Source organism: Streptomyces sp. bgisy159, assembly GCF_057707805.1.
The window spans coordinates 88,672-101,213 of the sequence record NZ_JBYIQX010000002.1 but is presented as its reverse complement, the minus strand read 5'-3'; the positions used below and the strand labels follow the sequence as shown (position 1 = coordinate 101,213).

Below are 12,542 nucleotides of genomic sequence, written 5' to 3'. Positions count from 1 at the left end.
GTAGAATTGGCCAGCACAGCGACCCCGCCCCACCGCCGGAAGGCTCCCGTGTCACCAGCGACTCCCGCTGCCGCCGCCCCCGACACCGTCCTGGTCGTCGACTTCGGCGCGCAGTACGCCCAGCTCATCGCCCGTCGCGTCCGCGAGGCCCGGGTCTACAGCGAGATCGTCCCGAGCACCATGCCGGTCTCGGAGATGCTTGCCAGGAACCCGGCGGCGATCATTCTCTCCGGCGGCCCCTCGTCCGTGTACGAGGAGGGCGCCCCGCGTCTCGACCGCGCGCTCTTCGAGGCCGGCGTCCCCGTCTTCGGCATGTGCTACGGCTTCCAGCTGATGGCACAGGCCCTCGGCGGCACGGTCGACAACACCGGCGCCCGCGAGTACGGCCGCACGGACCTGCGGGTCTCCAAGCCGTCCTCCACCCTCTTCGAGGGAACCCCCGCCGAGCAGGCCGTCTGGATGTCGCACGGCGACGCCTGCTCCGCCGCCCCCGAGGGCTTCTCCGTGACGGCTTCCACGGACGTCGTCCCGGTCGCCGCCTTCGAGAACGACGAGAAGAAGCTCTACGGCGTCCAGTACCACCCCGAGGTCATGCACTCCACGCACGGCCAGCAGGTGCTGGAACACTTCCTGTACCGCGGCGCGGGCCTGAAGCCGTCCTGGACCACGGGCAACGTGATCGACGAGCAGGTCGCCGCGATCCGTGAACTGGTCGGCGACAAGCGCGCCATCTGCGGCCTGTCCGGCGGCGTGGACTCCGCCGTGGCCGCCGCCCTCGTCCAGAAGGCCATCGGCTCCCAGCTGACCTGCGTGTACGTCGACCACGGCCTGATGCGCAAGGGCGAGACCGAGCAGGTCGAGAAGGACTTCGTCGCGGCGACCGGCGTGCAGCTGAAGGTCGTCGACGCCGAGGAGCGGTTCCTCAAGGCGCTGGCCGGGGTCTCCGACCCCGAGGAGAAGCGGAAGATCATCGGCCGCGAGTTCATCCGCGTCTTCGAGCAGGCGCAGGCCGAGATCATCGCCGACGAGGGCCCGGCGGTGGAGTTCCTGGTGCAGGGCACCCTCTACCCCGACGTCGTCGAGTCCGGCGGTGGCACCGGCACCGCGAACATCAAGTCCCACCACAACGTGGGCGGCCTCCCCGAGGACCTCGAGTTCAAGCTCGTCGAGCCGCTGCGCAAGTTGTTCAAGGACGAGGTCCGCATGGTCGGCCAGGAGCTCGGGCTGCCGGAGGAGATCGTCCAGCGCCAGCCGTTCCCCGGCCCGGGCCTCGGCATCCGGATCGTCGGCGAGGTCACCAAGGAGCGGCTCGACCTGCTCCGCGAGGCCGACGCCATCGCCCGCGAGGAGCTGACGGCGGCCGGCCTCGACCGTGAGATCTGGCAGTGCCCGGTGGTCCTGCTCGCGGACGTCCGCTCGGTCGGCGTCCAGGGCGACGGCCGCACCTACGGCCACCCCGTCGTATTGCGTCCCGTGTCCTCCGAGGACGCGATGACCGCCGACTGGTCGCGCCTGCCGTACGACGTGCTCGCCCGGATCTCCACCCGCATCACCAACGAGGTGCGGGACGTCAACCGGGTCGTGCTCGACGTGACCAGCAAGCCCCCGGGGACGATCGAGTGGGAGTGAGGCCGTCGCGGCCCGGTCCGGTCCGGGCGTCAGAGCCCGGTCCGGTCCTCAGGCCCGTCTGAGCGTGCGCACCCGCTCCCCGGGCCGCCAGACCTGGACGACGAGGTACGTGTCGTCCTCGACGTAGGTCCGCACGACCTCCGTCAGCTCGGTGCGAAAGAGGTGGAACGGCTCCGGCGGTTCCACCTCTTCGACGTACCGGGCCCGGGTCCCCGGGTCCTCCACCTCGATCGCGCGCCCGCCGATCCGCACGTCACCGCCGCCCATACCCGTCCCCTCGCCCGGGTTCGCCTGGAGCGCGAACCGGGGATCGCGGCGCAGGTCGAGCGCCTTGAGCGAGTCCGGCATCATGCCGAGCCACAGCTCACCGTCGAGGAAACGGACCTCCAGGCCCGTGGTTCGCGGCGACCCGTCCTTGCGGAGGGTCGCCAGGACATGGTGGGTGAAGGCGCCGAAGCGGTCCTCGACGATGCGGGCGAGGGCGGGTTCGGCGGAGGCGAAGGCCTGCCAGTTCGCTGCCATGCGACGAGTGTGGCGCCGATACCCGACACCTTCTGGCAGGTATCAGGTATCAGGTATCGAGTGCCGGGTATCGGGCATTTGCCGGCTGTCGGCTGTCGGCTGTCGGCTGTCGGCTGTCGGCTGTCGGCGGCACGGACCGTGCGCGGAAGCGCGGGCGGCGTCCACCGCCCGCGGCTGGGCCGCTCAGACCGCGTACGGCACCGGGCGCATGTACCGCTCCACACCCCGGTGGTCCCGGGCCTGCGCGCAGCCGGCCGCCGTCAGGCGTCGGCCCAGCTTCGCGCGGTGGGACGCGTTGACGCGTATCGAGCCCAGCAGAAGCGCGGGGAGCAGGACGGTGATCGGTACCAGCACCGCGTACTTGCCCGTCACCACGGTCAGCAGCAGGAACAGGACGGCGCTGCCCGCGGCCAGCGCACGCAGCTGCCGGGGGTTGCCGGCGGCCACCAGACGGTCGTAGCGGATGAGGTCGGCCAGGACGTCGACCTCCGCCTGGGTCTCGGGCACCGGCTTCAGCGAACCCAGGTACATCCCCGGCACCGGCCGGTCCTTGCCCGGGTCGGGGAACGCGGCCACGTTGGCCGCCGCCCGCTGCTGCGCCGCCGGGTCGGTGCCGCGGACCAGGTCGACGTGCAGGACCTTGTGCCGGCCGACCAGCCGCACCCCCGAGTAACGGAAGCCGTAGCACTCGGCGACGTAGGCCAGCGCGGCGGCCGTCTCGGCATCGCCGGGGGCGACGATCTCGACCTCGTCCTGGGTCGCGATCTGCCGCATGAGGGGCTTGAGGTGGCGGTTGACACTCACTGAGGGCTCCGGTGTGCTCTTCGGCGCGGTCCGGGACCGGACGCCGAACTTCTGATTACGCACCCCAGACACCTGAGGACGCGGCAGGGTTGCGCGTGGCTTCTTCACAGAACGGCTCTGTTCTCCTGCGCTGACCGACGGTAATTTCCGCCCCGTACAGCACCCGCTCCTGGAGGACCCGATGCACGGGACACCGCGGCCGACCCCGCCCCCCGCCCTTCCGACGGACCAGCTGCGGTTCGCGATGCCCCCCAGGTACGACTCGGTCGAGGACGAACGCCGGCACCGCAAGGAACGGCTCGCCGGCGCCCTGCGCATCTTCGGACGGCAGGGCTTCGAGGACGGCGTCTCCGGGCACATCACCGCCCGCGACCCCGAGTACAGCGATTGCTTCTGGGTGAATCCCTTCGGTGTGCCGTTCAAGCACGTCACCGTGAGCGACCTGGTCCTCGCCAATGCCGACGGACAGGTCGTCGAGGGTCGCTACCACGTCAACCAGGCCGCCTTCACCGTGCACGCCCAGGTGCACGCCGCCCGTCCCGACGTCGTCGCCGTCGCCCACTGCCACTCCGTGCACGGCCGCGCCCTCGCCGCCCTCGGTGAACTCCTGGACCCGATCACCCAGGAGAGTTGCGCCTTCTACGAGGACATGGCGCTCTACGACGCCTACTCCGGCGTCGTCGTCGACGCCGAGGAAGGCCGCCGGATCGCCGCCGCGCTCGGCTCCCGCAAGGCGCTCGTGCTGCGCAACCACGGGCTGCTGACCGTCGGGGACTCGGTGGACGCCGCCGCCTGGTGGTTCCTGTCCATGGAGCGGTCCAGCCAGGTCCAGCTCCTCGCCCGGGCCGCCGGACGGCCGGTGCTGATCGACCACAAGCAGGCGGTGGCCACCCGTGAGCAACTCGGTGGTGACCTGGTCGCGTGGATCAACTACCAGCCACTCTGGCAGGACATCAGCAACAGCGAACCGGACCTGCTGAGCTGAGCACATCCGAACACAGCGGACACAGCCGAGCACGAGCCGACCGCGGACCTCTGCGAGCGGGCCGTAGCCGGCTCGAGCGGCTCGCAGCCGGTTCGAGCAGGCCGGAGCAGGCTCAAGAGGGCGCCCCAGCAGGCCCGAGCAGGCCAGTCGGCCCCGCATCGGCTGGACAGTCAACGCGACGATCGCGACTTCACCCTTGCGGGGGTGTCTGATAGTCGGACCTGGCAGGCGCGACAGGTGTCCCGTAGGGCACAATTCGCTCACGTCGCACCGGTTTTTGCACGGGCGGTGGCCGGGTCAACGGAGGTCGCCGTCCGCTTATGGGTCGTGGGGAAGGCGGGCGTCGCACGTGGCGGTGCAGGAGGCGAGACAGGACGTCGGAACGGGCGCGCACGCAGGTGGCTGCACCTGCGACGACTGCCCTCACGGGGCACGCGAGGGACACCGCCGGGCAGTGGCCGCGTTCCTGCTCCGGCGGGACGAGTTCGCGGCCGGCCAGGGCCTGCCGGCCGCGGTGGCGCACTCCGTGTCCGCCTCCCGACAGTGGGTCTCCGAGGAACTCACCCAGTCCGCCGTACTCGTCGCCGAACGGGGCCGTGCCGAGGGTGAGGCCTGGCTGGCCCGCCTCTGGGTCCGCACCGCCTGCACGGTGTGGGCGGCCGTCGTCGTCCTGCTGCTCGTCCAGGCCCTCACCGCTGTCGGCGCGGGCTGGACCACGGCCCGCACCGCCGGACTGCTCGCCGCCCTGCTGGTGGCCGGTGTCCTGACCGCGGCCTCCTGGTTCCACCGAGCGCGCGGCGGTGTCCTCGCCCCCGTCATCGGCGAGGACAACCGCCTGTCCACCTCCCGCGCGGTCGCCGCGGCCTGGGTGCTGCTCTTGGCCTACGCGGTCCTGGTCCTGGCGGGCCGCCTCGCCGCCGCCTCCGGTCACACCGAACGCGACACCCTCATCGCCGGACTCGACCTCGCCCGCGGGGCCGGCGTGGTGACCGTCCTCGCGGTGGTGTGCGGCATCGCCGTGCTGGTGCGCCGAGTGGTCGGGCTGCGCGTACTCTCCCAGCGCCTGCAGAAGGTGCGCGCCGACCGGCCCAGAGCCGCCGACCTGCTCACCGACGACTCGGGACGCGGCACCTTCGCCGACATCCAGTACGTCGTGATCAGCGTCGTCGCCCTGGTCTTCGCCGCCGTCCGCCTGGCCCGCCGCCCCGACCAGCTCCCCGATCTGCCCTGGGGACTGGCCGTGGTGGTACTGGTCTCCGCCGCCACCTACGTCGCCGGCAAATACGCGGAGGGCGGCCGTCCCGTCATCCTCTCCGTCGTCCGCTCCCGGGAAGCCGGCGACCTCGACGCCCCCATCCGTACCGGCGACGACATCGAGATCCGCGGCGCGGGCTTCGTCCCGCCCGGCGCCCAGAGCGCCGACCGGCTCTCCCGCATGGTCGTGCGCATCGGCGCCGTCCACGTCCATGTCCCCCTCGTCCCCGTCACGGGCGGCTTCAGTAACCCCACCGACGCGGTCCTCACCGTGCCGGTCCCCGCGGACGTCGAGCCCGGCCGGGTCGACGTCCAGGTGGTGACGGCGGCCGGTGTGGAGACGAACCGCTACCCGATCGACGTGACCGACTGACCCGGACGGCCACTGGACAGCCCTTGGCGCCACTCGACAATCCGCCCGGCACTTCCCGGGACCCCCGCGCTTTCTCCCTGCCCTGGGAGCCGAACGCGGCCGTCGCCGCACAAGACCCACCTGGCCCGACATTGGTCCTGGCGGACGCAGCCGCGTGAACGTATCGCCCCTTTCGTACGTATGGTCTATTGAGGGGCTCGGCGAGGGATCGATCCCTCGGGCCGGACGAGAGGCGGTTTGCGGGCGATGACTCACAGCATGCGTACGGACACCCACTCACCCCACACCGACGGTCCCCGCGACTGGCGCGCCACCGCCACCCGCTACGCCCTCCTCCCGCTCCGCCTCTTCCTCGGCGTCACCTTCCTCTACGCCGGGCTGGACAAGCTCACCGACAGCGCCTTCATGAAGGACTCCGGCCCCGGCTCCATCGGCGAGACCATGCGGGCCGTCCGCGACTCCTCAGCCGTCCCCGCCCTGGTCGACCTCGCCCTCAACAACCCCGTCGCCTTCGGCTACGCCATCGCCGCCGGTGAACTCCTCGTGGGCATCGGCGCCCTGCTCGGCCTGCTCACCCGTCTGGCCGCCCTCGGCGGCGCCCTGATCTCGCTCAGCCTCTGGCTGACGGTCAGCTGGGCCTCCGACCCCTACTACTACGGCAATGATCTGCCGTACCTGATGTCCTGGCTCCCTCTCGTCCTCGCCGGAGCCCCGGTCCTGTCCCTCGACGCGCTCTGGCGCGCCAGACGCCGACGCTGAGCCCGGGCCACGGGTGGTCCGCTCACCGACAGCCGGCCGCTTCTGCTCCGGCCCTCACCCGTCCGCGTGCCTGAGTCGGCTCACGCCGCCGCGCCGGAGCGGCTCCCCGGGCCCTGCGTGCCTCCCGGCTCGTCGGGGCCGGACCCTCCCGTGGTGCGGCGGCGTCTGCGTACACCGCGGGCCGTCAGCGCCGTCACAGCCGCCAGGGCAAGGCCGGCCACGGTGATCGGGATGACGGCGAACCACTCGCTGTCCCACAGCCCGCCCACGTCGCCCGCGCAGACCACGCCCGCGGCCGCGAAGAACAGACCGGCGACCAGCCGGCCCGGCCGGAACTCATGACGCAGCACGGGCCACCTCCGCCTGTCCCGCCCCGACCTGGAGATCCAGGACGAGCGTGCCGGTGTCCTTACCGCCCGAGACCGGCGGCAGGGTCAGCTCAGTGTGTCTGTCCGGCTGCACATCCACGTCCTTCTCGTCGTCACCCGGCAACTGGATGTCACCCAGACCCACCTCGATGTCGAGCTTCACCGTCACGTCCGGCGGGAGGATCACCCGCAGCCGGCCCAGTCCCACCTCGGCATCGGTGGACACCGACTGCCCCGCCGCGAGTTTCACCCGGGACAGATCCAGCGTCCCCTCGCCGGTGCCGAGGTCGTACGACTCACGTATGTCCGTCACCGCCGCCGGTCGCCATTCCCGCTCGATCCAGTGGGTGCTGATGTCCCGCGGCAGCGCGGCGGCACCCGCCAGCAGACCCGCCGTGACGACCGCCAGCAGGACCGAGCCGGCTCCGGTGCGCCCCAGGAACGCGCTCACCGCGATCCCCAGACCCAGCACGATCAGCGCGGCCGACAGCCCCGCCTGCAGACTGCTGCCCAGCGGATGGTCCTGCCAGGTCAGCGAGGTCGTCAGGCCGCACGCCAGCAAGGCCAGCAGGAACAGCCAGCCCCCGATCCAGCGAGGGCCGCGAGGTCTCGGCGCCCGGACCGGCGGGGCCGCCCATACATCCGGACGGCCGTGTCCGTGGCTGTAGGCACCCAGTCCGACGTCGAGGGCCGTCGTGACGTCCCGGCCCTGGGCGTCCCGCGGGCCCCACAGATAGCCGGTGCCGCCCACGTGCGTGCCGTCCTTGACGATCGGGTCGCGCCACCAGGACGGGTAGGCCGCGGGCACCGGCGGTGCCTTCGCCTCCGGCGGAGCGTCGGCGGCGGCCTGCGCGGCTATCGGGTTCGGCCGGCCGGGGCGCGGCCCGGAGCTCGGTGACGGCTCCTCCTCTTCCGGGGCGGCGCGGCGCTGCGACCAGTAGCCGGCGCCGGCCAGGAGGACGGAGAGGACGACGGCGAACGTCAGCACCCCGCCGTTCTTCACCATCGTCAGGAACACCCCGCAGCCCACCAGCGCGAACAGCACCGCGGCGAGGGCCTGGCCGTCGACCCGGCCGGTGAGGAGCTTGCGCACCTCGTTCTCCTCCTCGCCCGCGTACGGCACGAAGAGCCAGGCGAACCCGTAGAAAATGAGGCCTATGCCGCCGGTCGCGGAGAGCACCGCCAGGGTGATCCGGAAGATCACTGGATCCATGTCGCACTGCCGCGCCAGACCCGCGCACACACCGGCGAGCATCTTGTACTCCGGGTCCCGGCGCAGTCGCGGCACGGACGCCTCGGCCGCGGACACCCCCTCACGCTGTTCCGCAGCCGTGCCGTCCCTTCCCGAACCGGGGTTGTCCGGCCTCGCGGCGGAGCCGCCCGCACCTGCGGCGGTGGTGCCGACACCACCGGCCCCCGCGCTGCCCGGCCGGCCGGAGCCCGCGTCCCCCCGGCTGCTCCCACCGGTGGGGACGCCGACCTCCTGGTCCGCCCCGTTCGTCACTGTCTCCTCCGTCACGCCCGCCCCTTCACCCCGGTCCGCCCCTCGGGACGTCCCCCTCTTCCCGCGCCCGTCCGACTGCTCGGGCGCACTCCGTTCCGCCCGCGGTTCCCGGCCCTCCGGCGCACCCTTCTCCCCGGGTGCGCCCGCCCGCTCGTGCGCGCGCGGCTCCTCACCTGCGGCGCCCGCGGCATACGCGTCGGACGCGGTGTCCGCGTCTGGCCCGGTGTCCGGGGCGTGCTGGTGATCTGCCATGCGTCCATGGTGGCGGGTGAGCCGCCCCGGTGGCAGTCGGAACGACCCTGGTCGGACCCTGATATCCGCCCTGACGCCCGGCCGGGGAGCCGTTCGAACCCTGCCGCGGCTGAAGATCAGGGGCGTCTCGGGGACGAACCCTGATGCCCGGCCGCCGCCGGCCGTGTGACCATCGTTGGCATGCCGGAAGCCGCAGCAGCGCCACTCCTCGAACCGCGGCCGCCGCGCAAGCTCTACCGCAGCAGTGACGGTCGCTGGCTGGGTGGCGTGGCGCGGGGGCTCGCCGGGCATCTCGGACTGCCCGTGATCTGGGTGCGGCTCGTCTTCGTCGGCCTGTTCATGGCGGACGGCCTCGGCGCCCTGCTCTACGCGGCGTTCTGGTTCTTCGTCCCGCTCGGCGTCGGCGGTGTGGAGGCGCAGAGGCCGCCGTCGCTCGTCAGCAGCGAGATCTCGCCCGACGGCCGCCGCAGACTCGTGGCCCGCAGACCGGAGAAGGGGCAGATCGTCGCCCTGCTCCTGATGGTCGTCATGGCCCTCATCTTCGTGGGCAATGTCGATCTCGGCGGGGGCGCCAAGGCCTATCTGCTGCCGGCCGTCCTCGTCGGCGCGGGCGTCGCCCTGGTCTGGCGGCAGGCGGACAACGCGCGCCGGGCCCGCTGGATCGAGGTCGGCCGCCGTCGGCGCACTCTCGCCCTGCTGCGCACGGTGGGCGGTGTCCTGCTGGTCACGGCCGGTGTCGTCGGCATCTTCGTGCTGCAGGGCTCCGCCGCACACCTCGGCTCCGTCCTTCAGGCGGCCCTCGCGGTACTCGTCGGGATAACGCTGCTCGCCGGGCCCTACCTGGTCCGGATGACCCAGGACCTGTCGGAGGAGCGCCTGATGCGCATCCGAGCCCAGGAGCGCGCGGAGGTAGCCGCCCACGTCCACGACTCGGTGCTGCACACCCTCACCCTGATCCAGCGCAACGCGGAGAACGCCGGCGAGGTCCGCCGGCTCGCCCGCGCCCAGGAGCGGGACCTGCGCACCTGGCTGTACAAGCCGGAGGGCACCGGCAAGGACGAGGCCGACGAGCCGACGACGCTCGCCGAGGCGGTCAAGCGCAACGCCGCGGAGGTGGAGGACAAGCACGGAGTGCCCCTGGAGGTCGTCGTCGTGGGGGACTGCCCGCTCGACGAGAAGACCGCGGCACAGATGCAGGCCGCGCGCGAGGCGATGGTGAACGCCGCCAAGTACGGTGGCGAGGGCGGCGCCGTGCAGGTCTACGCCGAAGTCGAGGGGAGGACGGTCTTCGTGTCCGTACGTGACCGTGGTCCCGGCTTCGACCTCGACGCGATACCCGCCGACCGCATGGGTGTCAGAGAATCGATCATCGGCCGCATGGAGCGCCACGGCGGTACGGCGCGACTGCGGGCGGTGCCCGGTGGCGGCACGGAGGTCGAGCTGGAGATGGAGAGGGCGGAGAAGACGTCATGAGCGACCCGACCGAGATGAACGCGGAGCCCGCGGAGACGACCGGTGGTGCGGGCGGACGCCATGTGCGCGTGGTCCTCGTCGACGATCACCGTATGTTCCGTACGGGGGTGCAGGCCGAGATCGGGCAGACCGAGCAGACCGGCGTCGAGGTGGTCGGCGAGGCCGCCGACGTCGACCAGGCGGTCACGGTCATCACCGCGACCCGCCCCGAGGTGGTCCTCCTGGACGTCCATCTGCCCGGCGGTGGCGGGGTGGAGGTCCTGCGCCGGTGTGCCGCGCTGATGGCCGACGCCGAGCAGCCGGTGCGTTTCCTCGCGCTGTCCGTGTCGGACGCGGCGGAGGACGTGATCGGGGTGATCCGCGGTGGCGCGCGGGGCTATGTCACCAAGACGATCACGGGCACGGATCTTGTCGACTCCGTCTTCAGGGTGCAGGAGGGCGACGCCGTCTTCTCGCCCCGGCTGGCCGGTTTCGTGCTGGACGCGTTCGCCTCGACGGACGCTCCGCCGGTCGACGAGGACCTCGACCGCCTCACCCAGCGCGAGCGGGAGGTGCTCCGCCTCATCGCCCGCGGCTATGCGTACAAGGAGATCGCCAAGCAGCTGTTCATCTCGGTGAAGACGGTGGAGTCCCATGTGTCGGCGGTGCTGCGCAAGCTCCAGCTGTCCAACCGTCATGAGCTGACCCGGTGGGCGACGGCCCGGCGCCTCGTCTGACGGGCGCGGCCCGCAGGGCGCGCACCGCCCAGCGGTAGTGGCGTACGGCGTTGATCGCACCGATGAGCCCGGTCAGCCACAGGATGGTGCCGATGCCCAGGCCGAGGGCGGCGCGGGCGTAGCCGTTCTGCCCGGCAGCCGGGCCGGCGGAGGCGACGGACGCCCAGAGGCCGATCGAGCCCAGGGCGCCGGAGGACAGCAGCCAGAACAGGCTCAGGCCGGGGGAGCGCAGGCGGGCGTCGGTCTGGGGGTGGTGGTCCAGGGCGAGCCAGGCGTCGAGGAGCCGGCGCGTCTGCCGGTCGCGGCGGATGGCGCGGGTGACGGCGACGACGGAGGGGGTGAGCGAGGCCAGCCCGAGCAGTGCGAAGACCGGGCCGAGGAGGAGGCCCGTCGGGTCCCGCTCCTCGAACTGCTGCAGCGGCAGCACCAGCAGCGCCCAGCCGATGATCGCGGCGAGCGCCAGCAGCCACAGCAGAAGGACCCGGTGCACTCCGAGGCTGTGGCGGTGCAGTTCGGCCAGGGCCCGGGCGCGGTCGGCCAGCAACGCGGTCCGGTCCGGCCAGGCGCGCAAGTGCGGCGGTGAAGGCGGCGACAGTAGGGAGCGCGACATCGGGACTCTCTTGAGGGTCGGTGAGGCGCGGCGGGGACGGTCGTGACGCTACCGTGCCACGGAGCCGGGGTCGTTGCGGCCCCCGCCGTTCCGGCCATGCCCCGGCGCCCCGACGCGGCGCCCGCTGTCTCGTTCACACCACCCGGGTCGCTCCGGCGAAGGGCATTTGGTCGATGGGGGCGACACGGACCGAGGAGGACGGGTTGGGGGCGTGGATCATCTGCCCGTTGCCGATGTAGAGGCCCACGTGGCTGATGCCGGAGTAGAAGAACACCAGGTCCCCGGGGAGGAGTTCGGAGCGGGAGACCCGTCGGCCGGCGTCGATCTGGGCGTAGGTGGTGCGGGGCAGGGAGATGCCTGCGGAGCGGTAGGCGGCCTGGACGAGCCCGGAGCAGTCGAAGGCGTTCGGGCCGGTGGCTCCCCAGACGTAGGGGCTGCCGATCTTGGAGTAGGCGTAGGCGACGGCCGCCGCCGTGCGGGAGTTGGGGGCCTGCGTGGTCGAGGAGACGGGGGTGGCCCGCAGGCCGTCGCGCGGTCCGCCCGCGGAGGTGCGTGAGGCGCGGGCGTCGCTCCCGGTGCTGTCGTCGGCCGCGAGCCGGGCCTGTTCCTCGGCGGTCAGCCGGGCGAGCAGCCGGCGGGCGGTGTCCAGCTTGCCGGTGATCGTGTTCTTGTACTGCCGCAGCTCAGCCTGACGGGACTGGAGGGTGTCGAGTTCGACGCGGGCCGCGCCGCGCAGCTGCTCGATCTCGCGGAGTTCGTTGCGCACCCGGGTGACGGTGGCGGACTGGCGGTCGTTCGCGCGTTCGGCGAACGCGGCGCCGTCGAGGTACTGGTCGGGGTCGTCGGAGAGCGCCAGTTGCACGGCCGGGTCGATCGTCCCGGTGCGGTACTGGGCCGCCGCCATCGAACCCAGCGCCTCGCGGGCCGAGTTCAGTCGCTGCGCCTTGCGCGCCGCCTGGTCCCGCAGCGTCCTCAGCCGCCGCTCGGCCTGCTGGGCCTTCTCCTTGGCGCCGTTGTACTTCTCGGTGGCCACCTCGGCCTCCTGGTACAGCTGGTCCACCTTCGCCTTGACCTGCGCGGGCGTCAGCTGCGGCTCGGCGTGTCCGGTGCCGTCGAACGCCGTGGCGGTCGCCGCGCCCGCGAGGGCGAAGGTCGCCGCGGTACGGACCGTATGGCCGCCGAGTGAGCGCTGTCGGGACTTGCGGTGCGCTGCCACCTGGGACTGCACGTCCTTTCGTACGACCGCCGCGGTACCGGGAGCGGGGGTTGCCCGGCGGCGCCCGCACGGGGGAG

12 protein-coding genes are annotated in these 12,542 nt (G+C 72.4%); 6 read left to right on the top strand and 6 right to left on the bottom strand.

What is annotated here, in order from left to right; genetic code table 11:
* Positions 1–48: 48 nt before the first annotated feature.
* On the top strand, positions 49–1,629 hold the full coding sequence (gene guaA, locus AC3ET3_RS02460) for a glutamine-hydrolyzing GMP synthase (RefSeq protein WP_432134944.1): 1,581 nt from the start codon (positions 49–51) through the stop codon (positions 1,627–1,629).
* Positions 1,630–1,677: 48 nt separating this feature from the next.
* Here the strand turns inward: guaA and AC3ET3_RS02455 are convergent, their stop codons facing one another.
* Complete coding sequence (locus tag AC3ET3_RS02455) at positions 1,678–2,151, bottom strand: pyridoxamine 5'-phosphate oxidase family protein (RefSeq protein ID WP_432134943.1); 474 nt, start codon at positions 2,149–2,151, stop codon at positions 1,678–1,680.
* A 183-nt stretch (positions 2,152–2,334) separates the two neighbouring features.
* On the bottom strand, positions 2,335–2,955 hold the full coding sequence (locus tag AC3ET3_RS02450) for a hypothetical protein (protein WP_432134942.1): 621 nt from the start codon (positions 2,953–2,955) through the stop codon (positions 2,335–2,337).
* Between the two features lie 181 nt (positions 2,956–3,136).
* Here AC3ET3_RS02450 and AC3ET3_RS02445 point away from each other — a divergent pair, with 181 nt between their 5' ends.
* From AC3ET3_RS02445 to AC3ET3_RS02435, 3 genes are all read left to right on the top strand, one after another.
* On the top strand, positions 3,137–3,940 hold the full coding sequence (locus AC3ET3_RS02445) for a class II aldolase/adducin family protein (RefSeq protein WP_432134941.1): 804 nt from the start codon (positions 3,137–3,139) through the stop codon (positions 3,938–3,940).
* Between the two features lie 349 nt (positions 3,941–4,289).
* The gene (locus AC3ET3_RS02440) at positions 4,290–5,567 is read left to right on the top strand and encodes a hypothetical protein (protein ID WP_435611533.1); all 1,278 of its coding nucleotides are present in this window, start codon (positions 4,290–4,292) and stop codon (positions 5,565–5,567) included.
* Positions 5,568–5,813: 246 nt separating this feature from the next.
* Positions 5,814–6,326 carry a DoxX family protein gene (locus tag AC3ET3_RS02435; protein ID WP_435611532.1) on the top strand — a complete coding sequence of 171 codons (513 nt, stop codon included), beginning with the start codon at positions 5,814–5,816 and terminating at the stop codon, positions 6,324–6,326.
* Positions 6,327–6,406: 80 nt separating this feature from the next.
* Here the strand turns inward: AC3ET3_RS02435 and AC3ET3_RS02430 are convergent, their stop codons facing one another.
* Entirely contained in the window at positions 6,407–6,676 is a 270-nt protein-coding gene (locus tag AC3ET3_RS02430; protein WP_435611531.1) for a hypothetical protein, read from the bottom strand.
* Positions 6,663–7,949, bottom strand: coding sequence for a PspC domain-containing protein (locus AC3ET3_RS02425; protein WP_435611622.1), 1,287 nt, complete (start codon positions 7,947–7,949; stop codon positions 6,663–6,665). Before AC3ET3_RS02425 ends, AC3ET3_RS02430 begins: the two co-directional genes overlap by 14 nt.
* Positions 7,950–8,630: 681 nt before the next feature.
* Here AC3ET3_RS02425 and AC3ET3_RS02420 point away from each other — a divergent pair.
* Both AC3ET3_RS02420 and AC3ET3_RS02415 read left to right on the top strand, forming a co-directional pair.
* A complete protein-coding gene (locus AC3ET3_RS02420; RefSeq protein ID WP_432134937.1) occupies positions 8,631–9,923 on the top strand; it encodes an ATP-binding protein in 1,293 nt (430 codons plus the stop codon).
* Positions 9,920–10,639 carry a LuxR C-terminal-related transcriptional regulator gene (locus tag AC3ET3_RS02415; RefSeq protein WP_435611530.1) on the top strand — a complete coding sequence of 240 codons (720 nt, stop codon included), beginning with the start codon at positions 9,920–9,922 and terminating at the stop codon, positions 10,637–10,639. The genes AC3ET3_RS02420 and AC3ET3_RS02415 overlap by 4 nt, the downstream gene beginning before the upstream one ends.
* On the opposite strand, the gene AC3ET3_RS02410 is transcribed toward AC3ET3_RS02415, so the two are convergent.
* Complete coding sequence (locus AC3ET3_RS02410) at positions 10,530–11,210, bottom strand: hypothetical protein (RefSeq protein ID WP_432134935.1); 681 nt, start codon at positions 11,208–11,210, stop codon at positions 10,530–10,532. The genes AC3ET3_RS02415 and AC3ET3_RS02410 overlap by 110 nt on opposite strands.
* A gap of 172 nt (positions 11,211–11,382) precedes the next feature.
* Positions 11,383–12,465 carry a C40 family peptidase gene (locus AC3ET3_RS02405; RefSeq protein ID WP_432134934.1) on the bottom strand — a complete coding sequence of 361 codons (1,083 nt, stop codon included), beginning with the start codon at positions 12,463–12,465 and terminating at the stop codon, positions 11,383–11,385.
* Positions 12,466–12,542 lie beyond the last annotated feature (77 nt).